Origin of the sequence: Spirulina subsalsa FACHB-351 (genome assembly GCF_026130165.1) — a bacterium.
GTDB classification, from domain to species: Bacteria; Cyanobacteriota; Cyanobacteriia; order Cyanobacteriales; family Spirulinaceae; genus Spirulina_A; species Spirulina_A subsalsa_A.
Map to the genome: position 1 here is coordinate 48159 of NZ_JAIHOM010000001.1, position 24632 is coordinate 72790.

Annotated in this window: 17 protein-coding genes; 9 read left to right on the plus strand and 8 right to left on the minus strand. The window is 49.7% G+C overall.

What is annotated here, in order from left to right; translation table 11 throughout:
• Nucleotides 1–204: 204 nt before the first annotated feature.
• Nucleotides 205–1152, minus strand: a complete 948-nt coding sequence (locus K4A83_RS00210; RefSeq protein WP_265262352.1) for an RNA polymerase sigma factor, RpoD/SigA family — start codon at nt 1150–1152, stop codon at nt 205–207.
• Nucleotides 1153–1694: 542 nt separating this feature from the next.
• On the opposite strand from K4A83_RS00210, the gene K4A83_RS00215 reads away from it, so the two are divergent.
• Nucleotides 1695–2843 carry a diguanylate cyclase domain-containing protein gene (locus K4A83_RS00215; RefSeq protein ID WP_265262353.1) on the plus strand — a complete coding sequence of 383 codons (1149 nt, stop codon included), beginning with the start codon at nt 1695–1697 and terminating at the stop codon, nt 2841–2843.
• 709 nt (nt 2844–3552) lie between these two features.
• Entirely contained in the window at nt 3553–4275 is a 723-nt protein-coding gene (gene folE, locus K4A83_RS00220; protein WP_407809761.1) for a GTP cyclohydrolase I FolE, read from the plus strand.
• A 115-nt stretch (nt 4276–4390) separates the two neighbouring features.
• Here folE and K4A83_RS00225 read toward each other — a convergent pair whose 3' ends face one another.
• A complete protein-coding gene (locus K4A83_RS00225) occupies nt 4391–5638 on the minus strand; it encodes a nucleotidyltransferase domain-containing protein (RefSeq protein WP_265262354.1) in 1248 nt (415 codons plus the stop codon).
• A gap of 137 nt (nt 5639–5775) precedes the next feature.
• Nucleotides 5776–6939: a GuaB3 family IMP dehydrogenase-related protein gene (locus tag K4A83_RS00230; RefSeq protein WP_265262355.1), complete on the minus strand. Its 1164-nt coding sequence runs from the start codon at nt 6937–6939 to the stop codon at nt 5776–5778.
• Between the two features lie 99 nt (nt 6940–7038).
• Between K4A83_RS00230 and K4A83_RS00235 the strand changes: the two genes are divergently transcribed.
• On the plus strand, nt 7039–7542 hold the full coding sequence (locus K4A83_RS00235) for a C15 family peptidase (protein WP_265262356.1): 504 nt from the start codon (nt 7039–7041) through the stop codon (nt 7540–7542).
• A 184-nt stretch (nt 7543–7726) separates the two neighbouring features.
• Here the strand turns inward: K4A83_RS00235 and K4A83_RS00240 are convergent, their stop codons facing one another.
• Nucleotides 7727–8470, minus strand: a complete 744-nt coding sequence (locus tag K4A83_RS00240) for a PEP-CTERM sorting domain-containing protein (protein ID WP_265262357.1) — start codon at nt 8468–8470, stop codon at nt 7727–7729.
• A gap of 461 nt (nt 8471–8931) precedes the next feature.
• On the opposite strand from K4A83_RS00240, the gene grpE reads away from it, so the two are divergent.
• The 5 genes from grpE to rsgA all read left to right on the plus strand — a co-directional run bounded on the left by grpE (nt 8932) and on the right by rsgA (nt 14888).
• Complete coding sequence (gene grpE / locus K4A83_RS00245; protein ID WP_265262358.1) at nt 8932–9696, plus strand: nucleotide exchange factor GrpE; 765 nt, start codon at nt 8932–8934, stop codon at nt 9694–9696.
• A 553-nt stretch (nt 9697–10249) separates the two neighbouring features.
• The gene (gene dnaK / locus K4A83_RS00250) at nt 10250–12232 is read left to right on the plus strand and encodes a molecular chaperone DnaK (RefSeq protein WP_265262359.1); all 1983 of its coding nucleotides are present in this window, start codon (nt 10250–10252) and stop codon (nt 12230–12232) included.
• A 186-nt stretch (nt 12233–12418) separates the two neighbouring features.
• Nucleotides 12419–13552 (plus strand): molecular chaperone DnaJ, encoded by a 1134-nt coding sequence (dnaJ, locus tag K4A83_RS00255; RefSeq protein WP_265262360.1) that lies wholly within the window; start codon nt 12419–12421, stop codon nt 13550–13552.
• On the plus strand, nt 13552–13818 hold the full coding sequence (locus K4A83_RS00260; protein ID WP_407809764.1) for a sulfurtransferase TusA family protein: 267 nt from the start codon (nt 13552–13554) through the stop codon (nt 13816–13818). Before dnaJ ends, K4A83_RS00260 begins: the two co-directional genes overlap by 1 nt.
• Nucleotides 13815–14888, plus strand: coding sequence for a small ribosomal subunit biogenesis GTPase RsgA (rsgA, locus tag K4A83_RS00265; RefSeq protein ID WP_265262362.1), 1074 nt, complete (start codon nt 13815–13817; stop codon nt 14886–14888). Before K4A83_RS00260 ends, rsgA begins: the two co-directional genes overlap by 4 nt.
• A 12-nt stretch (nt 14889–14900) precedes the next feature.
• Here rsgA and K4A83_RS00270 read toward each other — a convergent pair whose 3' ends face one another.
• The 4 genes from K4A83_RS00270 to K4A83_RS00285 all read right to left on the minus strand — a co-directional run bounded on the left by K4A83_RS00270 (nt 14901) and on the right by K4A83_RS00285 (nt 18892).
• Nucleotides 14901–15281: a BolA family protein gene (locus K4A83_RS00270; RefSeq protein WP_265262363.1), complete on the minus strand. Its 381-nt coding sequence runs from the start codon at nt 15279–15281 to the stop codon at nt 14901–14903.
• Nucleotides 15278–15586 (minus strand): hypothetical protein, encoded by a 309-nt coding sequence (locus K4A83_RS00275; protein ID WP_265262364.1) that lies wholly within the window; start codon nt 15584–15586, stop codon nt 15278–15280. The genes K4A83_RS00270 and K4A83_RS00275 overlap by 4 nt, the downstream gene beginning before the upstream one ends.
• Nucleotides 15570–16724, minus strand: coding sequence for a tetratricopeptide repeat protein (locus K4A83_RS00280; RefSeq protein WP_265262365.1), 1155 nt, complete (start codon nt 16722–16724; stop codon nt 15570–15572). The genes K4A83_RS00275 and K4A83_RS00280 overlap by 17 nt, the downstream gene beginning before the upstream one ends.
• A gap of 65 nt (nt 16725–16789) precedes the next feature.
• Nucleotides 16790–18892, minus strand: a complete 2103-nt coding sequence (locus tag K4A83_RS00285; RefSeq protein ID WP_265262366.1) for a glycoside hydrolase family 10 protein — start codon at nt 18890–18892, stop codon at nt 16790–16792.
• A 486-nt stretch (nt 18893–19378) separates the two neighbouring features.
• Between K4A83_RS00285 and K4A83_RS00290 the strand changes: the two genes are divergently transcribed.
• Complete coding sequence (locus K4A83_RS00290) at nt 19379–24550, plus strand: CHAT domain-containing protein (protein ID WP_265262367.1); 5172 nt, start codon at nt 19379–19381, stop codon at nt 24548–24550.
• Nucleotides 24551–24632: the final 82 nt, after the last annotated feature.

A 24632-nucleotide genomic window follows, 5' to 3' on the forward strand; every position in this document is an offset into this window, starting at 1 on the left:
CTTGTTGGAAAAACCGTTTCCTTTCCTTCGGAAGGCTTTGCCAACAGAACGCTAGACCTAACAAGGGAATAGGGAATAGGGGATAGGGAATTGAGAATTATTTCCGACTCCCGACTTCCCGAGTTATTCAGCAGACCCTAAGATAAGTCTTCTGCAAGAGCAAAACACAAGTTCCCCCCTGAAAACTCAGGGGGGAACTTGGCTTTAACTCGCTAGGTACTCTTGAACTGAGCCTTTGCGCTTGCGCAACTTGTTCAAGGCCTCTCGTTCCAGTTGCCGGACTCTCTCCCGACTAATGTTCAAGTGAGTTCCAATTTTAGCCAAGGTCAGAGGCTGTCCATCCCGCAGACCATAGCGCAAGGTCAAGACTTCACGCTGTTGGGGGGTGAGATCCCCCATCAGTTTCTCCAGATCCACTTGCAGGGCGGAATGGGTGGCGAAATCTTCCGGTGAGGCTCCGGTATCTTCTAAGAGATCCCCGAGTTCGGTGTCTTGGTTATCCCCCACGCGCAAATCTAAGGACAGGGGATGGCGGGACCGTTCCAGGTACTCGCGCACTTGTTTGGGTTCTAAGTCCAAGGCTTCGCTCAGTTCGCCAATGGTGGCCGCCCGTCCTAATTCTTGGGACAGTTGGCGCTGGGTTTTCTTGATTTTGTTCAGTTTTTCGGTGATGTGAATGGGCAGGCGAATAGTACGGCTTTTTTCGGCGATCGCCCGGGTGATGGCCTGACGAATCCACCAGTAGGCATAGGTGGAGAAGCGATACCCTTTGGTCGGGTCGAATTTTTCCACCCCGCGCTGCATTCCAATGGTGCCCTCTTGGATTAAATCCAACAGATCCAGATTGCGCTTAATATACTTCTTGGCTACAGACACCACTAAACGCAAGTTGGCTTCCACCATTTTCCGTTTCGCCACATCTCCCAGCGTCAAGGTGCGCTGAAGTTCGGCCTCGCTCAATTGGGCGGCCTTGGCCCACTCACTGAGGGTCAGGGGTTGCTCACGGTTTTGTTCTAACTCCTCTTTCAAGTTCTGCAAGGCAATCCCCGCTTGCACTTGTTTGGCTAAGACAATCTCTTGCTCGTGGGTGAGGAGCGGCACGCGACCGATTTCTTTTAAGTAGGTACGGACGGGATCTAGAGCAGTTTTCATGATCGACAATGGGACTAGAGATTTTAACCAATGGGTTCAGGCTTCGACCTGTCCCCGTTTTCTTAAAGAAATTTGTTGAAGAATGATTAAGCTAGGAGAGAGGGTCTAAGGGGAGAACACATTCCCAGAGACGTGAACCACAGGTTAACCGCAGACGGCTAAAATGCAGATTGTATCGAGGGGGTCAGGATAATCTAACCGGATTGATCGAGGGGCTGGCATAAACTCAAAAACTTTCATTATATCATTCCTCCGCAACATAGAGTTAAGTTTCCGCACGTTTACGAGCAAGTTTAGAATCTGCCTTTCCCAAACAACTGTTGCGCAGATGCCAATTACTTTACATTTATGTTAAGTATTGTAACATTTATTAAGAGATTCGTCACGAAATTTTCTCTGGCGCTGCCTATCTGACCCAGAATAGGGGCAAGAAAAGAGCAGAAAGGGTAAATTAGGGATAAAGCAAGGCTCAAAACAGGGGGTAATCCGTCTGAACTCTCAGTTACTGAGAATTCCCTATTTTCTTGTATCCCGAAACTGCTATGAATGCCCAACTGCTCCAGGAGCTCCAATATCATCGCCAACGGGTTTTAGAACTAGAGCGCCAACTGGCTGAGGAAACGGACAGTTCACCAGAACAGATATCTCCAACGGGGGCGGTGGGAACTCAGGACAGCAAGTGGGATTTATTACAGAAAATCGAGACGAAAAACGCGGCTCTGTTGAGCCTGACGGAACAGCTTTTAGCCGAAGCCACAGAACGGGCTAAAGCGGAGGAGGAGCTACGCACGGCGAAAGACCAACTAGAGGCCATTTTAGGGGCAGTGCCGGGGATTGTATCGTGGGTGAGTTCAGATTTGCGTTATTTAGGGGTCAACCGCAACCTCGCTCAAATGTTCAACCTAACCCCTGAAGACTTTATAAATCGCGACATTGGCTTTATGGGAACGGGGTCTGAGTTCTACAAGTTTATTTGCCAGTTTTTTGAGGGTTCTGAGCGAGAGGCTTTTCAGGAAATTACCTCAATTATAAGGGGTGAGTCTCGATCCTATCTTATTGTGGGGCAAAAATACAACAATAATCAAGCGGCTTTTTTTGTGGGGGTTGATATTACAGAACGTCAACAGGCTTTAGCGGCTTTGGAACGGATGGCTTCGATAGATGGTTTGACTCAAATCCCTAACCGTCGCCGCTTTGATCAAACTCTAGGGGATGAATGGCGACGGATGGCGCGGGAAAGGCAGCCCTTGTCTTTGATTTTGTGCGATGTGGACTATTTCAAACGCTATAACGACCATTATGGGCATCAGGCGGGGGATCTGTGCCTTCAACAGGTGGCTGGGGCTTTAGCGGCCAGTGTCAACCGTCCGGGGGATTTGGTGGCCCGTTACGGGGGGGAGGAATTTGTGGCGATTTTGCCCAATACGCCTCTGGAGGGGGCGCTGAAGGTGGCGGAGTGGATGCGATCGCAGGTTAAAGCCCTACAACTTCCCCATCAGGAGTCCCAAGTTAGTCCCTATGTGAGTTTAAGCCTCGGGGTGGCCTCTTTGATTCCTACCCTCCAAGAACAACCAAAAATCTTGATCACGGTGGCGGACCAAGCATTGTACCGGGCTAAGGCTCAAGGTCGCGATCGCCTCATTGCCGCCCCGCCCATGTTATTGGATAAGCGGCGAGAGTGGGGAACTTAACAAGGGAATTGATAATTCATAATTGATAATTGCTCCCCTGCTCCCCTGCTCCCCTGCTCCCCTGCTCCCCTGCTCCCCTGCTCCCCTGCTCCCCTGCTCCCCTGCTCCCGACTCCCCGAGTTATTCAGCAAGCCCTAGGGAATAGGGAAGCTGTGAATTTTGTCAAGGTACGAGGGGGGGAGAAACTCGAAGCGGTCTAATTTGGAATCTACTCCCCTAGAATGCCTAAGACGCGGAACAGAGATGGTATACTGTGTAATGTAACAATTTATTTACATTCAGTTTAATTTTGAGCATTTTTTTAATGTTCATCACTTGGCACGACCCGAGAGTTTAACTCTAATTCGGATCACGCCTGTGATGTATAAACGGCACTCTCTTCCAAGCCCGTGAACTTCTATCCCCTGAATTCGTCCCCGAGGGCAAGGAGTAGATGGCTATAGCGCGCTGGTTTGATCCAATTCCCTAAACTCAATGGGTCATCCGAAGAACCGAATGTCTCCGCAGGGGGGAGATTGTTTGGTTATGACTCCCGATCCTAAAGCCGTGAGGAGTCCTAGCCAAGGCGATCGCACCTCAGCACCACTCCCCAATCCTCTGGGTTCAACCCCTCGGTTGTGCAGGAGTGAAACTCTTACTGTGTTTGTTCGAGGAATCTTTCCTCACCTTGTCCTCTCCAATATAAAGGATTTTCTTTCCTAATTCTGTTATGACAATTACTGCCGCAAATGGTTCCAACAGTTCAACTCTCCCTGTAAGCAGCAACGGAGTCCTCCCTGTGAATTCCCCATCCGGAATCGTGAGTCGTCCGGATCGATCCACACACAACGGCCAAAATGCTGAACCTCGTCCGGTGACAGAAGAAGCCAAAGCCGAAATGATGGAGGCCGTGAAAAAAATTCTCGAAGGGGTCGGAGAAGATCCTGAACGAGAAGGGTTGCTCAAAACCCCCAAACGGGTGGCTGAGGCCATGCAGTTTTTAACCCAAGGATATACCCAATCCCTAGAAACCATCGTCAATGGGGCAATTTTTGACGAAGGACACAACGAAATGGTTTTAGTGCGGGATATTGATGTGTTCAGTTTATGTGAACATCATATGTTACCCTTCATGGGCAAAATTCACGTTGCTTATATCCCCAATCAGAAGGTAGTGGGTTTAAGTAAATTGGCGCGCATTGTGGAAATGTATGCTCGTCGTTTACAAGTCCAAGAACGGTTAACTCGCCAAGTCGCTGAAGCGATTCAAGAAGTTTTAGATCCTCAAGGGGTGGCTGTAGTCATGGAAGCGAGTCATATGTGTATGGTGATGCGCGGAGTACAAAAACCGGGATCTTGGACTGTCACCAGTGCAATGGTGGGAGTGTTCCAGAGCGATCAAAAAACCCGTGAGGAGTTCCTCAGTTTAATTCGTCACCAACCCAGTTTTTAGCTTAAATGTCGGTCGAGAGAAGCCCCACACCGTAAACACTATGCACAACCCAAAATGTTTTGGTGTGGGATGACTCTCGACCCACAAACCCTAGGTCAATTTTGTCCTGATTTGACTAGAAAAAATGGCGCTTTAAATCGCGAGTGTGTTTAGCAATTAAGCGTAGTAAACGCAAGGGATAGTAGAGGGGAAAGAGAAATTGGGGTAGATGAATAGATTCTAAATCCCGCTCATTAATGGGAAGCACCAACTTGGCACAATAAGCTAGTTTCTTTTGCCATCCCGGTTGGAGTTGTAGGGGAAAATAGGCGCGCTCTAATAAACTGAGTTGGGGAGGGGTGGGGGTGAGGAATCGCTGGTAAATGGTTTGAGTGAGGGTAGGAATCATGCGATCGCCCTCAATGGCCTCTTTTATCCCAACAGGCAGAGGATGCTGGAACAATAACTGGGTCAGGGATAAACCCAATAACACCATCCGTAAACAATCATAGCTGGCTGCTCGTTGGAGCAACTCCTCCCCATCTAACTGGGGATACTTTTTCAGACAGTAGAACACATCACACAGGCGCTGTAATTCCAACCAACCATCCTTAGACCCATTGACACACAACACCAGCAACAAATCCACTGGGTCTAAACTGGGTAAACGGTTTTTGCCCAAAACATAGGGTTGACTGCGACTAATCAACTCAGCCACCGAAATTTGACAAGGGAAAAACGGCGGCAATAAATTCCAATGTAAATCGAGGGGGGTTTCACTCTCAGGATGCAGCCAAACGTCCTCATAATTCGATTTAAGGCGTAATACTTGCTGAGGAGGGGTGAGAACCTGTGCGGGAAAAAACCCCGCGTCTTGGAGCAATTTCTGGGCGATCGCCACCTCAGATTTTTCGACCAAAATATCAATATCGCTCACCTGTCGCAGCCCCAAATTCCCGTACACTTGTCCCGCTAAAACCACCCCCTTAAAGGGAATAGCCCGGACATCCTGCGCCTGAAACTGCCGCATCACCTTCAATAAAATCGTAGTCAGCAGGAAATTATTTTGCAAGTTTTGCTGAAATCGCCCGCTTAAATGCGATCGCACCTCATCCCCCAATTTCTCCCATCCTCCCCCCTGCTTGAGATGCCAATAGAACAACGGTGTCACCCGATGCCACTGAGCCAACGCTAACAGGACATCCCAATTCAAAGAAGCTTGGAGTAACTCGGCCACTCTCCCCTCAGCCTGTGGCAGGGTAGGGGTGCGAAGACAACACAACAGCAGTTCAATTTCCGGCGACATTCTATCGTGAGTTGGGAACTTTAGCTTTTCCGACTGTTGCCCCGCGCTGTAACCTTGGGCATGGCTTGCCGAAGGCATAGGTCGGCCTCGGGAGGGGGCTTTTAACTTGCAGAACCGGGGTCTGCACCCTAAAAGCCTCCCATCAAAGTCAGGCCAATCTTCGGATCAAGGTCACGAAAAGCCTACACCATCAGCGTGATTCTTGGGTCAATCCTTCACTTACCCATCCCCAACTGTTGAGCCTTTTGATACACCTTACCTTCCGTCAACAGAGAAGGCGCAATCACCACCTCCACCTGCTGCATTTCCCGAATATCCTTCGCCCCCAAGGTTCCCATACTGGTTTTCAACGCTCCCAGCAAATTGTGGGTACCATCATCCAACTTCGCCGGACCCGTCAGGATTTGGGCTAAAGTTCCCGTCGTCCCCACCTTAATCCGAGTTCCCCGAGGCAAAACCGGGCTAGGTGTCGCCATCCCCCAGTGATACCCGCGTCCAGGAGCCTCAGCCGCCCGGGCAATAGGAGAACCAATCATCACCGCATCAGCGCCACAGGCAATACATTTACAAACATCACCCCCAGTCACAATCCCCCCATCGGCAATCACAGGCACATAGCGTCCCGTTTCTTGGGCGAAAGCATCCCGCGCCGCCGCACAGTCAGCCACCGCCGTCGCTTGGGGAACCCCCACTCCTAACACCCCTCGGGAAGTACAAGCCGCCCCCGGGCCAATGCCCACCAAAACAGCCGCCGCCCCTGCCTTCATTAGGTTCAAGGCCACATCATAGGTGACACAATTCCCCAACACAACAGGCATGGGCATTTCTTGGCAAAACTGCACTAAATCCAAGGGAGTCACCGAATCCGGAGAAAGGTGGGCTGTTGAAACAACAGTAGCTTGAATAAAGAGTAAATCCGCCCCGGCCGCACTGACAACAGAACCATACTGTGCGGCTCCAGCCGGAGTTAAACTCACCGCCGCAATACCCCCTTGCGCCTTAATCTCCTGAATCCGTTGTTGAATCAGTTCGGGTTTAATCGGTTCTGCATAGAGCTCCTGCATTAAACCCACAAACTCCTCTTTTCCCACCGAAGCGATGCGGTCTAAAATCGGGTTAGGGTCGGCGTAACGAGTTTGAATCCCTTCGAGGTTCAAAACTCCCATTGCTCCCAACTCCGTCAGGAGGGCGGCCATTTTCACATCCACCACCCCATCCATCGCACTGGCCAGAATCGGAATCTCTCGCTCAATCCCGCCAATAGTAACACGAGTATCCGCTAGAATCGGATCTAGGGTGCGTTGCCCCGGCACGAGGGCAATTTCATCAATACCATAAGCACGTCGAGCCGTTTTCCCTCGACCAATTTGAATGTCCACTCTATTTTTCCGCTCCCAAAGCTATTAGTCTAGGCTATCAAATTTTGGGGGGGAATTTTCGAGAATCAATGATCAATTATCATCTCTCCTTCCTCGGTCATGGCGCGTCAAATTCTCCTCACATCCTTTCAAACTTGGTTGCCCCATCAACGGTCTAACTCCTCGGATGACTTATTGCAGAAAATCCAAGAGCATCCCCCCCACAACCTAGAGTTACTCTATCTCCGACATCTCCCGGTCGATACTGACCAGGCCAGTCAACAAGTCCAGAAGGCTATAGAACAATATCAACCCTATGGTGTGGTGTGTTGTGGGATGGCTGAGTCACGGCAAGGTCTGACTGTAGAATCCCGTGCCTGTTGGGGAACTACACAATTTTCCACATCCCTCCCCCTAGAGGTTCTCATTGCCCCATTAGCTGCCACAACGATTAGTCATGATGCGGGAAAATTCGTCTGTGAGGGGTTATATTTTCACGTTTTAGAGTATTTACACCGCACCCAGTCTTCTAGTGTGGGGTTGTTTGTTCATGTTCCCCCACTCACCCCTGAAAACGAGGCCAAAATAGTCCAAGATTTCCACCACCTGTTAACTCGCCTCTAACTCCTTCATTCGTAGTTCGTTCGTAGTTGCGCTTCAGCGCCCCCCGGCCCCCCATCCTAACATCCGCTCAGAATCCACGCCCTTTCAACCCCTAAAGAAACCAAAAGGAGCATGAGCTATCCTCATACTCCTTCTTCTGGATTCCTGATGTTGGGTGAAAAGATTGACTACCGTTGAGGGAGAATTAGCACTCAGACTTACGGTTTTTGCGACCAGCCCCTAAAGCACCGAGGGCGAACATTCCTAGACCGAGGGTAACGGTGGGTTCAGGAACAGAAACAGAGGGAGGTTCGGGGGGAATAGTTTCTTGGAAATAGCCCGCTAACACCTTGTCGCTTTCTTCTCCATTCACGCCAACCTGTTGGAAACGAGCGGCGGCGCGGAGTTGACCACTTTCATAAGCGCTGGCAAACAGGGATTCTAATTCACTGGCACTTTTCCCGACGTTACTAAAGGTAAAAGCTACTTGAGCAGATTCACCTTCTCTCAAACCAGCCGTCGGTTTACCACCACTAAAACTGCGGTTGTTGCCGCCTTCACTGCGCACCCCAAAGTCAAAAGTCCCGAAGGGTTGATAGCTGGGGTCTTCAAAAACGAGGGTGAAGTCTGTCCCCATATTGTCATAACTCCAAGCAAGACTGTCCATCCAGTCCAATGTGTCGAAAGTCCAACCGACTAAGGTGGAGCCAATGTCAGAAGGGGTGGTATTGGCAACGGTCATTAAGATGCTGACCCCACCGTTCCCACTGTCCACGAAGTCGAATTTTAATTCACCTAAAGACCCTGTGTAGTCACTGGTTGTACCAAAACTGGGGTCAAATTTCATGGTAAAGGCATCAGCCGGGGTTGCGGCGAAGAATGTAGATGCGGCGATCGCAACGCCAGCAGAAATTGCAGTATTTTTGATCAGAGTAGATAAGTTGTTCATTTGTTCTCCTAGCCCTTTTCGGTAATTGATCCAGCCTTCTTTTCCCTAAACAGAATCCGGTTGTTCAAACCTTCTCTTCTTATCTTCTACGTTAAACAACCGAATTACGGACTGTCTAGAGTAATCCGGGCAAATTTATCCAATCTTTAAGAACAGTGGGGCAAATGTAAACAACCCATAGAGTTAAGTCAGGAAAAAAGGGGGGGGTGGGTTAGGTTGCCCTAGCCCAACCTACAGGCTTACTCTCATTCTAGCCGACAGAACCCAATTGCCCAGGAGAATCAACACAAGAGGACATTTATGCTTAACTGGTCACTAATGCTCCTGACCTCGTTGGGTGAAAAAAAGCTGATACATCCCTCAAAGAGAGGGGGTATGATAGGGGAAGGGAATGAGTGTCATTCTTCACGGCGTGAGTGCAGGTATGCTGTACTGCGTGTTCGAGGTAGATATAAGACGTTATGATGGACGAGCAAAAGCAGCCAGAAGTGAATATAGATCAGCCTGATGAGGGAGCAGAGATTAATAACTCAGAGTCCTTAGACTCCGAAACCCGCTTAGATGAGCAGGCCACGGGTGAAGCAACTCCTACCCCAGAAGGGGAAACTGTCACCCCCCAAGGAGAAGAGCCTAATATTGCACCGGAAACTCATGCTGTTTCTAGTGAACAAGCCCAAATTATCGAAGCGCTTCAGTTAGAAGTCGAGTCCCTGCGTCAACAACTCGCGGAACAGGGGAGACAACTCGAAACCTATAAAGCCCAATCTTTGAGAATCGCCGCCGACTTTGATAACTTCCGTAAGCGCACTCAAAAAGAAAAAGAAGAACAGGAGTATCACGTTAAACGGAATACTATTACCGAGCTTTTGCCCGTGGTGGATAACTTTGAGCGAGCGCGATCGCAAATCAAACCCGCCACCGAAGCAGAAATGGTCATCCACAAGAGTTATCAAAGCGTCTACAAAAACCTAGTTGATGGACTCAAACGGATTGGAGTGTCAGCCATGCGCCCCGAAGGTCAGGAATTTGACCCCAACTTCCATGAGGCCATGTTACGACAACCCACGGAAGAATATCCAGAAGGGGCTGTTATGGAGCAGCTAGTTCGTGGGTATCTTCTCCATGATAGGGTTTTGCGGCACGCGATGGTTAAAGTCGCCGCCGCCCCAGAACCCCCGATGGTTTCAGAAGAAGAAGCCCCCCCAGAAGAAGGGGAAGGGGAATAAATCAATTCCCCCCTCGGAGTAACATCCAGATTCTAGGGCATTTTCTAGGAAGCCTTCTAGGGCTTGTGTTAAAATCCTAGGGATCTTGAAACCACTCAATATCTCTGAAGACAACAAGCTTTTAGCTTGAGTACAATGAAACATAGTCGCCACAGGGCATGGGGAGACTCTAAACGGACGCAGAGCGAGGGTAAGACTACTTCGGTAGCACATTGCTGTGAAGCGTCAAGGAATCCTCGCTCCTTCAGGACGAGGAGGTATGTCAATAGCGAATAGGGTTCACAGCCTCTGCTGTTAGCCCGAATATTGGGGAATAAAAATCCGTGAAGGCTCAAAACCAATCTAGAGAAGTAAGTGAAGGAAAAATTCATTGAGAACAAGGTGAAAAAAAGTCTAACCCCTTACACTCTAGATAACAAACTCTGTGAAATGTCTAGTCATCAACAGTTTACTCATTCCTTGACTTGATCAGTCTTTGAGTGAACTTAATATTTCATCGCTTTATTCCCCATTTTTATCAGTCTACTGCACAAATATTTAGAGCCGAAGTGCTATGGGAAAAGTCATCGGTATTGACCTTGGGACAACCAATAGTTGCGTTGCTGTCTTAGAAGGTGGAAAGCCGCTCGTTATTCAAAATACAGAAGGTGGGCGGACAACCCCCAGTATGGTGGGCTTTGGCAAATCAGGAGAACGCTTAGTTGGGCAATTAGCTAAACGTCAGGCTGTCACCAATGCGGAAAACACCGTCTATAGTATCAAGCGCTTTATTGGTCGGCGTTGGGACGACACCGTAGAAGAGCGATCGCGAGTCCCCTACAACTGTGTGCGCGGTCGGGATGATACCGTGGATGTAGCCATCCGGGGTAAAAACTTCACCCCCCAAGAAATCTCCGCCATGATTCTCCAGAAATTAAAAGCCGACGCGGAAAAATTTCTGGGAGAACCCGTGACCCAAGCGGTGATCACCGTTCCCGCCTACTTCACCGATGCCCAGCGCCAAGCCACCAAAGACGGGGGAACCATCGCGGGATTAGAAGTGCTACGCATTATCAACGAACCCACCGCCGCCGCCCTCGCCTACGGGTTAGACAAACAAGACCAAGATCAGCATATTCTGGTCTTCGACTTAGGCGGTGGAACCTTTGATGTATCCGTCCTACAACTCGGCGACGGTGTATTTGAAGTTAAATCTACCTCCGGCAACAACCACCTGGGGGGCGACGACTTCGACAACGTGATTGTCCGTTGGATGATCGAAAACTTCAAAGAACAGGAAGGCGTAGATTTAGCCAGCGATAAAATGGCCTTACAACGGCTACGGGAAGCCGCCGAAAAAGCCAAAATCGAACTCTCCAGCATGGGGACAACCTCCATTAACCTGCCCTTCATCACCGCCGACGAAACCGGCCCCAAACACCTCGAAACCGAACTCACCCGTTCTAAATTCGAGGAATTAGCGACCCACCTCATTGAAGGCACAGTTCTCCCGGTTAATCAATCCTTAAAAGATTGTGATCTCACCGTTGATGACATTGACCGGATTTTGTTAGTCGGGGGATCTACCCGCATTCCAGCCGTCGCCAATGCCATCAAGAAATTCTTCAAAGGTAAAGAACCCGACCGTTCTGTTAACCCTGATGAAGCGGTAGCTTTGGGTGCTGCCATTCAAGGGGGTATCTTGGGCGGTGAAGTAGAAGACCTGCTGTTATTGGATGTGACTCCCCTCTCCTTGGGGATTGAAACCCTAGGGGAAGTGTTCACCAAAATTATTGAACGGAACACCACCATTCCCACCAGCAAATCTCAAATCTTCTCCACCGCCATTGACGGCCAAACCTCCGTAGAAATCCACGTTCTCCAAGGGGAACGGGCAATGGCACGGGATAACAAAAGCCTGGGGAAATTCCTGCTAACTGGGATTTTACCCGCCCCTCGGGGGGTGCCGCAAATTGAGGTGAGCTTTGAGATTGATGTGAACGGGATTCTCCGGGTTTCAGCCCAAGATAAGGCCACCGGAAAAGAACAAAGCATCCGCATTACCAACACCGGAGGATTAAGTTCTACAGAAGTGGAGCGGATGCGCCAAGAAGCAGAACAGTATGCAGAACAAGACCGTCGGCGAATGGAACTGGTGGAACTGCGCAACCAAGCCGATAGTATCGCTTATACCCATGACTCCACCCTGAAGGACAATGCAGCCCTAATTCGGGAAGATTTGAAAGTTCAAGCGGAACGAAAACGTAAGGCCTTAGATGTGGCCTTTGCGGATCCCAAAGCCACCGTAGAAACCGTTAAAGTTTGTTTAGAAGAATTTAAACAGGCCGTGTTAGCGGTGGGGACGGATCTATATAACCGCGCTAATCAAGGGGTTAGTGAGGAGTTTGAGGCAGTAGCAGATAATCCGCCCCCCTTCTCGGAACAAGCGACAACGGTTGACCCGGAATCGGAACCCGAGGAGGAAGAAGACGAGTTTAGTTTTGATTTTGATGATGAGGACGAAACCGTTGCTGTGGATTATGAACCTGTTGATTAAGCTTCTGGGAGTTGCTCCCAGAAATTCCTGTCCCCGGCTCAAAAAAGCCTCAGCATAAAGTATCTGAAAAACCCATAGCATAACCCTTTGAGTTGCTGTGGGTTTCTCTGTCCTGAGACTCAACCAATCCTGACCCGATTTTTGATACACTGGGTAAGGACTATTTACCCAAACTATCACCGCTCTATGGCAGGCGACTACTACGAAACTCTCGGTATCTCGCGTGATGCCTCACAAGATGAAATTAAACGGGCTTATCGCCGTTTAGCTCGCAAATACCACCCCGATGTCAATAAAGAACCGGGGGCGGAAGACCGTTTTAAGGAGGTCAATCGCGCCCATGAGGTTCTCTCGGATCCGGAAATGCGGGCGAGATATGATCGCTTTGGAGAAGCGGGAGTGGCTTCTGGCGCGGGTGCAGGGTATGGGTCAGACTTCGGCGACATGGGCGGTTTCGCTGATATTTTCGAGACAATTTTTAGTGGGTTTGGGGGTATGGGCGGCACCACTAGCACCCGCCGCCGCAGTGGACCCGTGCGAGGGGATGACCTACGCCTTGATTTGAAATTGGAGTTTCGCGAGGCCATTTTTGGCGGTGAGAAGGAAATCCGCATTCCCCATTTAGAGACTTGTAATGTTTGTAACGGCACGGGGGCAAAACCGGGGACGGGGGCGCGGACTTGTCCGACTTGTAACGGGACGGGTCAGGTGAGACGGGCAACGCGCACACCCTTTGGGAGTTTTGCTCAGGTGTCTGTTTGTCCGACTTGTAACGGGGAAGGACAAGTCATTGAGGAGAAATGTGAGGCCTGTGGTGGGGCGGGTCGTAAGCAGGAAACGAAGAAGTTAAAGATTACTATTCCCCCCGGTGTGGACAATGGGACGCGCTTACGGGTCGCTCGGGAAGGGGATGCCGGGTCCCGGGGCGGTGCGGCGGGAGATTTGTATGTGTATTTATTTGTGGAAGAGGATGCGGAATTCCAACGGGATGGGGTGAATATCCTCTCGGAAATTACGGTGAGTTATTTACAGGCAATTTTAGGCTGTAAGTTGTTGGTGAATACGGTGGATGGTGATGTGGAAATGACGATTCCGGCGGGGACCCAACCGAATACGGTGATTAAGTTGGAAGATCGGGGAGTACCTCGTTTGGGGAATGCGGTGAGTCGGGGGGATCATTTGATTACGGTGAAGGTGGATATTCCCACGCGAATCACTCAAGAGGAGCGGGAGTTATTGGAGCAGTTGGCGCACTTGAAGGGTGAAAGTACCGGAAAGGGCGGATTGGAAGGGTTTCTAGGGAAGATGTTCCGGGGATGATGAACGAGTCAATTGGAGCGAAAATTACCGAAGAGATTGCTACAAAGTTGGATTTGCGGGGAACGCCCTGTCCGATTAATTTTGTGCGGACTAAGTTGCGTTTGGAGCAGATGCCGAGGGGGGAATGGTTGGAGGTGTGGTTAGATGGGGGGGAACCGATTGAACAGGTGCCGGATAGTTTGGTGATGGAGGGGTATCACTTGGCGGCCATTGAGGACCGAGGGGAGTTTTTCGCCTTGCAGGTCTGTCGTCCTGAGTCGGTATGATACCGGGGAGGGGGGAAGGGGGGGAGGATGTACCCCAAGGGACGGTGGTGGCGGTACAGGCGAATTTTTATCAGGTGCGTTTGTTGGGGGGTGGGGAAAGTGTGTTGTGTACCCGGCGATCGCGTTTGAAGAAATTGGGTCAGAAGGTCATGGTGGGCGATCGCGTGATGGTGGAGGAAATCGATGAGGTAGACCGACGGGGTGCGATCGCCGAAATCCTCCCCCGTCAAACCCTTTTAGAACGCCCTCCCGTAGCCAATGCCGAGCAAATTTTATTAGTTTTTTCCCTCGCAGAACCTCCCCTCGACCCTTGGCAATTAAGCCGTTTTTTAATTAAGGCTGAGTTAACAGAACTCAGCCCCTGTTTATGTTTGAATAAGTTGGATTTAGTCAGCCCTTCGGAACAAGCCGCCTGGCAGGAAAGGCTACAACAATGGGGCTATAACCCCCTTTTGATTAGTGTTGAGCAACGGAAGGGGTTAGACCGGGTTTTAGGGCAATTAGCGGGCAAAATTACGGTCATTGCGGGGCCTTCTGGGGTGGGGAAATCGAGTTTAATTAATCAACTAATTCCCGATGCTACCTTACGGGTGGGGGAAGTGTCCGGGAAACTACAACGGGGCCGCCACACTACGCGCCATGTCGAGTTATTCGAGTTACCGATGGGGGGATTACTGGCCGATAGTCCGGGATTTAATAAACCGGATTTAGATTGTGATCCTACGGAGTTAGTCTATGCTTTCCCAGAGGCGCGAGAGGCTTTGGGACAAGGGGCTTGTCAGTTTAGTGACTGTTTGCATCGGGATGAGCCGAACTGTCAAGTCCGGGGGGACTGGGAACGATATGACCATTATCTCAAATTTCTGGAAGAGGCGATCGCCCGTCAAGAATTACGCCAACAGCGCCCCGACGAAGAAGAAGCCCTCAAGTTGAAAATTAAGGGCTCCGGGGAACGGGTTTATGAACCCCGCTTAGAGAGTAAAAAATACCGCCGTCGTTCCCGTCGTTCCCGTCACCAAGCCTTACAGGACTTAGTGGAAGAGGTACAGAGTGAGGAATTGGAGAGTTAGGTTTTTAAGATACTATTCCGCTTGACCTTTCCTCGTCATTCCAATGCCGGATAAGTATAAGTCTGGTACTTTATAACGTTCAACTTCATCATGACTGGGGCGTGCTAATGCTTCGGGCCATAGAGGCAAGTCTAGGGGGGCATCAAGGGGAAGAGAACCTGCCCATTCTTGTTCTTGAGGGGTGAGTAAATCTAACCATTGAATGGTTAGGGATTCTAGTCCATCTAGGACTATTTTTTGCCGTTCTGATTGAGCTTTTCCAGCAAAATCTGAAGAAATAACTACAATATGCCACCCCATATATTGATCCGGTTGAATGCGTAAATCTTGAATTTTTACATGAGCCTCTGACATATTTTGTTCAATTTTGTCTTTGATTTCTGAATAATTCATTTACGCCTCCTAAATCGATCACTACGACGAATTTTATTTTGTATCCAACCTGTTAAATGTTTAGCTCCCTCTACTAATTCTTGATGACTCAGAGGACTATCACAAGTGATTTCATATCGTAGGGAGGTGTCCCATTTTTCCAAATAAAACGTTTTTGCCCCGGTAGGATCGTAAAGATCAGGATGAAGTAATAACAATTGAATTTGCAAAGAACTTTCATGGCTGCCAATAAAAGCGACCTTCTTATGATAAGCCGGAATTTTTGATAACTGGAGTTCACAAGATCGCTCAACGCTGACGCTCAACTTGTTCTAACAGTTGCTGACCTCGAATAGAATGGGGGGATCGATTTAACACCTCCTCAATCACCGCTTTTGCTCTTGCCCATTGCTGTTCAAGGATTAACGCTTGGGCTAAATCTAAGGCCATCGTATTGTTATAAGGGATAGCATCATTGGGCAAGCGGGATACGGCCTCACGGAACGCCTCTCTGGCCTTAGATTCCTGCCCTACGTTCACTAAAGCCACTCCCAAACGGAAATAGACCCAACTTTGTTGGGGAGCTAAAAAAATAGCCTGTTCATAAGCTTGGGCAGCTGGGGCAAAGGTTCCTTGTTCCATGAAAACATCCCCAATCATCTGATAAACGATTGCATCCTTATCATCCTCGCCAAAAGGTTGTAAGGCCGTGTGGAACTCTATCACCTGACGAAACAGGGGAAAGGCTAAATTGGCTTGATGAATCCAAGTGAAGAGATAGCCCAAATCATAATAAGCCCAGACTAATTCTGGGTTGAGATCGAGCGCTCGTTCTAAGGCGACTTGGGCTTGATCATAGTCTTCTAAACGAAATAGGGTATATCCGAGACGACTGTGAGCAAAAGCCAACTGGGGGTTAATTTCAATGGCTTTTTGATAAGCCTCCACCGCCTCAGTCCAGCGTTCTCCTTGCTCTAAAGCCCAACCTAATTCAAAATAGGCGATCGCACTCACCGGACCATCAACAAACACCGGAGCCTTATTCGCCTCCCCCTCCACCCCCCCATCCGTCACCGGTTCCCCCAAAGGACTGTACTGACGATCATCCAAAATCCGACCATACAACGGATCTTGTGCGATCGCCTCCCGATACATCCCCCAAGCCCCCTCCAACTCACCCACCACCACCAACGCCCGGGCTAACCGTAACTGCACATAAACCCGCTCCATCTCCTGTTCCGGCAACAATTGCCCCAACACCCCCTCATAAGCCGCAATCGCCCCCGCCACATCCCCCCCACAAAAGCGAAAATCCCCCACCCTCACCCCATCCATCGGCTCCTCAACCTCCGACGGCATCTCCACCGACTCACAATGTAACCCCGTCGGCCAAGACTGCGCCAACACAGCCCCCCCCCATCCCGTCAAACCTAACACCAGAGCCAAACCATAGAATAAACGCATCACAACCTCCCATCAATGGACAGTCGGGGCAAAACCCAACCCACCCCGACCCAGAAAAACCACCCTCAACGCACCGTCACCACCACCGCCTCACTTTCCACCCCCAAACGATTCACCGTAGCCACCCCATAAGTCCCAGCCGGCACCGTCACCCGGCGCGTTCCAGACGGCAAAATATCCCGTAACTCCCAACGACCCGAAACCTGTTGATACAACGACCAAGCCCGCACCTCCCCCACATTCGTCGCATCCCAAGCCAACTGACCATTCACCACCCGCACCCGAGCCGGAATCATCGGCCGTTGACTCGGTTTCCCCGCCATCAACGGCACCAACGCAGGTTTCACATAAACCCGGCTCTTAAACGCCTCCGTCAATCCCTGCCAATTCTCCAGAAAGGGATTCATATAATAGAAAATATTGCCCAGTGCCCGTTGACCCGCCATCCCCCGCGTAATCTCCACCTGTCGTTCAAACTCATTCACATCCCAAGTATTACTAGACAAACGCGCCACATTATTCCCCACATAAATATGCGCCCCCCTCGGATTATTATCCGTCCACCACTTCAACAGCACCGGATAACTTTGCGCCGGAGGGTCAATCTTCCAGTACAACTGAGGAGCAATATAATCCACCCAGCCCTCCGCCAACCACTTCTTCGGATCCGCATAGAGATCATCAAACTGACTCAACCCCCGAATCCCCTCCGGTTCCCCCGGTCGATAAATCCCAAAGGGACTAATCCCAAACTTCACATGAGCTTTCGCCTGCCGAATCTCCCGCGCCAAACGTTCCACCACACGATTTACATTATCCCTCCGCCAATTGGCCAAGGATAACGTCCCCCCCTGCTGCTGATAAGCCTGATAGGTCTCCTGATCCGGAAACGACACCCCCTGAATCGGGTAAGGATAGAAATAATCATCAATCTGGATTCCATCCACATCATAACGACGCACCACATCTAGAATCACCTCACAAGTGCGGTCAATCACCACCTGCTGACCCGGATCCATCCATTCGTCATTGCCATAGCGTACGACAGATCCCGGATGAACCACCCCAATATGAGGAGGAACCGTCGTATAGGTCTGATTAGCACTCCTCGCCCGGTAAGGATTAAACCAAGCGTGAAACTCAATATTGCGAGCATGGCATTCTTGAATCCACATCTCCAACGGATCATAGAACGGATGGGGCGGTTGTCCCTGCACCCCCGACAACCAAGCCGTCCAAGGTTCCCGCCCCGACGCATAAAGCGTATCCCCCTCCGGGCGAATCTGCACACAAACCGCATTTAACTTCAAATCCCGAATCGCATCCGTAATTTTACGAATTTCCGCCTGTTGTTCCGCCGTAGACATCCCCCGTTTTGAGGGAAACGTCCGATTCCAAATCACCGGCACCCACACCCCCCGAAACTCCCGTTGATGACTCACCGCCACCGTCGCAGGTTGGGGCGGACTAACAATAAAATTAGAGAAAATATCCCCCACCTGCCCCGAGTAAACCATAGCCTGATAAATCATCGCCGCCACTTCCCCCCTTGTCGCAGGCTGATTCGGGTTTAACTGCTTAACATTAGGATGATTCACCACCAAACTCGCCCGAGTCGCATTTTTAATCGGTTCAATAGCATAGGCCGGAATAGTCGCCGCATCGAGATAATAATCTGCCAAATTCACATCCGGGATGTGGGGGAGTTCAATCCTTAAACCATTAGCCAACGCCACCAAAGCCTGCACTTTCGGGATTTCCAGATGGGGGCGAAACTCTTGATTCGGGAAACCCGAAATAAAACCCATCGTGTAAGCATTATTAATCGCTTGAGCCGCCCAAAACGTCCCCGCCACATCCCTAAATTGAATCCCTGGCCGCACCGCCGGCCGCCTTAACGCCGCTTGAATCAAAGCCGCAAACTGCGCCCGATTCACCGCTTGATTCGGGCGAAACGTACCATCAGGAAACCCAGTGATAATCCCTTGTCTGGCCAGCGCTTCAATAAACGGTTGCGCCCAATGGCCTTGGATATCCGGGAAAAGCGGCGCACTACTGGGGCTATCCAGAGCAATCACAGCCTGATAACCGCCCGGAGACACATTAGGCGTTTTGGCAATTAACATCCCATCGGCGGTGACTGTGGCGGTGGTTTTGAGGGTTTTCATAACAGGTGGCAATCCTTAAGCGTCTTCTAAGTCCATGTTCTTATTTTCTCACTGAAATTGCTGGGGAGAGTGGGGGGAGGAAGAATTAGGGCTTACTGAATAAAACCGGATGCTAGAGGCAACAAGGTAATTTGAAGTTATATTAAGCCATCTTTAATTAGGGTCTGCTGAATATCCCTCTAATCAATGTTAATAGGGCTTTGGAGCATTTTAAGAGCGAGAAACTGCAAGGTTTTAGAGATAAATAATCAAAAAGGCCTGCCTTTTTTCGACTCCCCCTGTTCCCTAGCCCCACGAGTAGAGTTATTCAGTAAGCCCTAATTAAAGATTGATGTCTACATCAAAGCCCAAGTTCATTATGAACAAAAATAAACTTCATGAAATCTTTACATCCCACAATAGCGATTTAATCCAAAAACCTTATAAATCCTGAGCAACCTTCTTTATAATAGTTTAAAGAACCTGGACTTTAACTGCTCAAAAGCAATGCACATTATGAATATTCCCTCTGATGTTCTCCTCAGCTTATTGGTCTTAGGATTCTCCCCCCTTCCTGCCCTAGCTCAAATCACCCCCGCCCATGATGGCACCGGCACCCTCATTAACTCCGACGGCACAACCATCAACATTTCCGGCGGCACCCTCTCCCCCGACCAACAGAACTTATTCCACAGTTTCGCCCAATTTGGGCTAAATTCCGACCAAATCGCCCATTTCCTCACCACCCCTAACCTCCGCAACGTTTTAGGTCGTGTTGTAGGCGGAGATCCTTCTGTCATCAACGGTTTAGTCCAACTCACAGGCAGCAACGCTAACCTCTACTTAATGAACCCAGCCGGAATTATTTTCGGTCCCAATAGTCAATTAAATGTCCCCGGCGACTTCTTCGCCACCACCGCCACCCGTATCGGTTTTACAGGTGGCTATTTTAAGGCCTATGGCAAAAATACTTATCGCGATTTAAGCGGCAATCCCTCAAGTTTTATCTTCGACCAAAAGACCCCTAGTTTTATTATTAACGAAGGAAAATTAGCCCTAGAAAATGGTCAAAACCTCTGGTTAATTGGTGGGGGAATTGTTAACACCGGAACCATTGAAACCCCCAACGGCAACGTCACCATCAGCGCCGTCCCCGGAGAACGCCAAATCAAAATCTCTCAGGAGGGAATGCTACTCAACTTAGTGCTTGATGCCGTCCCCTTAGAAGATGGAGTCACCCTACCCCAAGGAGTCACCGGAATCCGGGCTGTGGATATTCCCCGTTACCTCACCGGGAACTCTAACCTCGGCGTAGCAGAAAGTCTGGAAGAAAACCCAGACGGCACAGCCCGCTTAATCTCTGGCGGACAAAGCACCTCCATTCAAACCGGAGACACCGTGATTGCTGGGGGAATTCAGGGGCAAAGCATCACCTTAATGGCCGCCGGACAAGTCAAACCCTTAGATTATGACTTAGTACAGACTAACCCCACCGTAGTCTTATTTCCTCAGAATTTAACCGACCCCTTAGCCTATACCTTCATCGATAGTCGAGTAGACAACAACCAAGACCTGTTATATGGGGGGAATCGAGGAACCATCAGTGAGATAGTCCCCCGTGATAGAGATGGGATGGTTGTGATTAGTGAAAAATTGCAGAACTTCAGCCAACAGGGGGGAAGTTTAGAAGCCTTAAACATCGTAGCGGAAGGTCACAAGGGGAACTTTTGGTTAGGGAACAGTTGGATAAACTCAGAGAGTATTGGGCAGTATGAAGGGCAGATGCAAGGATGGCGGAGTGCTTTGAGTCAAACCGCAGATATCTTAATTTATGCTTGTTATACAGCGTTAGGCGTTGCCGGGGAGAGTTTATTAAATCAGATAGCCAGCGCCACAGGGGCCGATGTAGCGGGGTCATTAACGGCCATTGGCAGTGAGGGGTATGGGGGGAATTGGGAGTTAGAATATAGCACAGGGTCGATTGAGGCGTTGAATCCCTTTCAGAGTGGGGTATTAGCCCATTGGGATGGGAAATTAGCCACCTTAACGGTTACGAATCTGGATGATGATCCGGATAATAGTGTAGCGGGGTCACTGCGTGGGCAAATTGGGGCAGCAGCAGCAGGGGATAGTATTATTTTAAGTCTTTCTGGGACGATTAACTTAGCCAGTGAGATTGGTTGGTTAACGAATGATTTAACCATTGATGGGAATGGGCAGAGTATCATCCTAGATGGTGGAGGAACAAACCGCATTTTCAATATTGATGCGGCGAACGCCACCCTACGCAATTTGAGAATTCAGAATGGCTATGCCAATGGGTTGGATGAAGGTGGGGGAGTTCTCCATAAAGGAACAGGAACATTAACTGTAGAAAATAGTACAATCCGTGGAAATACTGGAGTTTGGGGTGCTGGAATTTGGAGCGATGCGACTCTCAATGTAATGAATAGCACCATCTCTGAAAACAGTGTGAGCCATCACGGTGGTGGAATTCGGGGTAATGTAGTGAACATTTTCAATAGTGCCATCTCCGGAAATACAGCAAATCAGGAGTTCGGCGGTGGGATTCATAGCTATGGTACAGTCAACATCACCAATAGCACCATCTCTGGGAACAGTGCTAACGATAGCGGCGGCGGGATTTCTGGCGGTACAGTCAACGTAACCAATAGTACCATCTCTGGGAACAGTGCTAACGATAGCGGCGGCGGGATTTCTGGCGGTACAGTCAACGTAACCAATAGTACCATCTCTGGGAACAGTGCTAACTGGGGCGGCGGGATTCACCTTGAGCATAGTGACACTCACACAATTACCAATAGCATCATTGCCCATAACAGTTCTCCCAACGGACCTGATATCTACACAGCGAATAGTCCCACATTCAATATCAGCCATAGCCTAATCTTTAGTACGGATGGCATGAGTGGCAGTGGGGTTCCAACACACGGAGTTAATGGAAATCTGGTGGGTGTAGACCCCCTACTCCTCCCCCTCGGAGACTATGGTGGCAACATCCAAACCCATGCTCTAGCCTATAATAGCCCTGCGATTAATGGTGGGGGAACAACCAGCCTCACTACAGACCAACGGGGATTTAACCGAGTCTCCGAGGGAACAGTGGATATGGGAGCTTTTGAGTTTCGAGGTTTTGCCCTCAACATCCTCAATGGTGACAATCAAAGCAGCACCGTAAACACCGCCTTTGCTAATCCTCTTCAAGTTCAAGTCATCAATATAGAAACCAACACAGGTCTTTCTGGTGCCAATATTACATTCACTGCCCCCAGTACAGGCAGTAGTTTAAATAATGCTAGTCAAACGATGACCACTAATGGGAGTGGAGTCGCGGCCTTAAATGCAACGGCCAATACTGTTGCTGGGACTTATCAAGTCACCGCAGAATTAGGAGCATTAAGCCAACAATTCAACCTCACCAACAATCCCGACGCACCCGCCAATCTCAATATCATGGGGGGCAATAACCAACAAACCACGGTGAACACAGCCTTTGCTGATTCTTTACAGGTGGAAGTACGCGACCAATTTAACAACCTGATTCCCAACGCCACCGTTGACTTTGCCGTACCGGGTACAGGAGCCAGTGGCACCGCCACCCAAGCCAGCGTCACCACTGATGTGAACGGACGCGCTCAAACCCCCTTCACCGCCAACATTATCGCTGGAACCTATCAAGTCACCGCCGCCGCCGGAGCCGCCAACCGTCAATTTAACCTGACTAACAATCCTGACGCACCCGCTCAAGTCTTCATTTTGGGAGGGGATAACCAAAGCGCCAACATCAACACGGCTTTTACTCAACTGCTACAGGTGCAAGTTAAAGACCAATATGGCAATGTGATTCCCAACGCTTGGGTTAACTTCTCGGTTTTAGGCGGGGGTGCGGGGGGATTAGCCAGCCAGTCCAGCATTCAGACCGATGGCAACGGCATAGCTCAAACCTTATTTACAGCCAATAATTTAGGGGGAAGCTATCAAGTGAGTGCCATAGTGGGAACGGTGAATAATTGGTTTAGTTTAACCAATCTAACCCCCCCCACTGTTCTAACCCCCCCCACTGTGACGAATCTGGTGCTTCCTCCCACCATGACTGATTTCTTGGTTACAGTCAGCCCTGAGATGGGTGCGCAAGCGAGCGAGAAGTCTGTATCTGATTTTGGCAGTTGGGCGAGCAGCAATCAACAGTCCGAAGCGATGCAGTTTGTTTCAATGGAGGTGGCTGATACATCGATGACTGAAGCATTTGGAAACTATTTCGCCCAAAGCAATATAGATATTAGTTCATCAAAGACTGGCTCATCTAATGTTAACTCCGGTGAATCGGGAAATGGTGAAACCCAATCTAACTCCGAGAGTCGTTCTAATAACTCTAACGAAGGAGACAGCACATCTAACTCAGATGATTATGCTAGTAACTCTCAGGAGGGAGAGACTTCTGAGACTGAGAGCGAAAGTGGGAGTAATTCCAGCAGTAGTGATGATGATGATGATGGGGGCGTAATTAATATTGCCACCACTCAGAGCAGTTTACGCAATGTGGCGGGTCAAACAGGTATTCAACCCGCTATTATGTACGCTCTGTTTGTTCCTGCCCTCGGTCAAACCACAGAGCCTCAACCTCCTAATGATTTAGACCAACTCTATGTCATGCTGGTGACAGCAGATAGTACCCTTGCCAAGCGTGTGGGGATGACTCGGGAATTGGTTATGTCTACGGCGGCTCGCTTCCGAATGGGTGTCACCAATTCTCGCCGTCATGCTTATTTAGAATCGGGGCAAAAGCTCTATGAGTGGTTAATTGCCCCGATGGAGGAGGAGTTACAAGCCCGAGGGATTGGGCATTTAACGTTTATTGTGGATAGTGGATTGCGTTCTGTGCCTTTGGCGGCGCTCCATGATGGGGAGGGTTTTTTAATTGAGCGCTATAGCCTCAGTTTAATGCCCAGTCTGGCGTTGACGGATTTAACCTATGTGAATGTGCAGGATTTCCCTCTGTTGGCGATGGGGGCGGAGGAGTTCCCAGATGAACAACCTTTACCTGCGGTGTCGGTGGAGTTGGATGTTTTAACGAATCAGGTCTGGAATGGGGAGTCTTATATGAATAATGACTTTACGACGGAGCGTTTGATTCAAGCTCGTCGTGAAACGCCGTTTCGGATGCTGCATTTTGCCACCCACGGGAATTTTCAGTCGGGGAGTCCTAGTGATTCTTATATTAGTCTAGGGGGGTCGAATAAGTTGGGGTTGGATGAGTTGAGAACGTTGGGGTTACATGACCCTCCGGTGGAGTTGATTGTGTTGAGTGCTTGTGAGACGGCGCTGGGGGATACGGAGGCGGAGTTAGGGTTTGCAGGGTTTGCGGTGTTGGCTGGGGTGAAGTCGGCGATGGGGAGTTTGTGGAAAATTAGTGATGCGGGAACGTTGGGGATGATGACGAATTTCTATCAACAGTTGCGGGAGGCGCCGATTAAGTCGGAGGCGTTGCGGCGTGCGCAGTTGGATATGTTGCGGGGTAATGTGAGGACGGAGGGAGGGGAGTTAATTACGCCTAATGAGCGGGTAAGGTTGACGGAGGAGTTGGCGGGGTTGGGGGATTTAGATTTTAGTCACCCTTATTATTGGAGTACGTTTACGTTGATTGGTACGCCTTGGTAGGGTCTGCTGTGAAAAACCCGGTTTCTGACCTCAAACTTTGAGTAGAGAAGGGATTGCTTCGGGGGACTTTTCTGGTCTATCT

What these genes read in the sequence shown, in the direction of transcription:
- K4A83_RS00290 (WP_265262367.1), top strand. Translation starts at nt 19,379, where the DNA reads ATGCACATTATGAATATTCCCTCTGATGTTCTCCTCAGCTTATTGGTC.
- K4A83_RS00270 (WP_265262363.1), bottom strand. Translation starts at nt 15,281, where the DNA reads ATGAATTATTCAGAAATCAAAGACAAAATTGAACAAAATATGTCAGAG.
- grpE (WP_265262358.1), top strand. Translation starts at nt 8,932, where the DNA reads ATGATGGACGAGCAAAAGCAGCCAGAAGTGAATATAGATCAGCCTGAT.
- K4A83_RS00280 (WP_265262365.1), bottom strand. Translation starts at nt 16,724, where the DNA reads ATGCGTTTATTCTATGGTTTGGCTCTGGTGTTAGGTTTGACGGGATGG.
- K4A83_RS00215 (WP_265262353.1), top strand. Translation starts at nt 1,695, where the DNA reads ATGAATGCCCAACTGCTCCAGGAGCTCCAATATCATCGCCAACGGGTT.
- K4A83_RS00225 (WP_265262354.1), bottom strand. Translation starts at nt 5,638, where the DNA reads ATGCCTTCGGCAAGCCATGCCCAAGGTTACAGCGCGGGGCAACAGTCG.
- folE (WP_407809761.1), top strand. Translation starts at nt 3,553, where the DNA reads ATGACAATTACTGCCGCAAATGGTTCCAACAGTTCAACTCTCCCTGTA.
- K4A83_RS00260 (WP_407809764.1), top strand. Translation starts at nt 13,552, where the DNA reads ATGAACGAGTCAATTGGAGCGAAAATTACCGAAGAGATTGCTACAAAG.
- dnaJ (WP_265262360.1), top strand. Translation starts at nt 12,419, where the DNA reads ATGGCAGGCGACTACTACGAAACTCTCGGTATCTCGCGTGATGCCTCA.
- K4A83_RS00240 (WP_265262357.1), bottom strand. Translation starts at nt 8,470, where the DNA reads ATGAACAACTTATCTACTCTGATCAAAAATACTGCAATTTCTGCTGGC.
- K4A83_RS00210 (WP_265262352.1), bottom strand. Translation starts at nt 1,152, where the DNA reads ATGAAAACTGCTCTAGATCCCGTCCGTACCTACTTAAAAGAAATCGGT.
- rsgA (WP_265262362.1), top strand. Translation starts at nt 13,815, where the DNA reads ATGATACCGGGGAGGGGGGAAGGGGGGGAGGATGTACCCCAAGGGACG.
- dnaK (WP_265262359.1), top strand. Translation starts at nt 10,250, where the DNA reads ATGGGAAAAGTCATCGGTATTGACCTTGGGACAACCAATAGTTGCGTT.
- K4A83_RS00235 (WP_265262356.1), top strand. Translation starts at nt 7,039, where the DNA reads ATGGCGCGTCAAATTCTCCTCACATCCTTTCAAACTTGGTTGCCCCAT.
- K4A83_RS00285 (WP_265262366.1), bottom strand. Translation starts at nt 18,892, where the DNA reads ATGAAAACCCTCAAAACCACCGCCACAGTCACCGCCGATGGGATGTTA.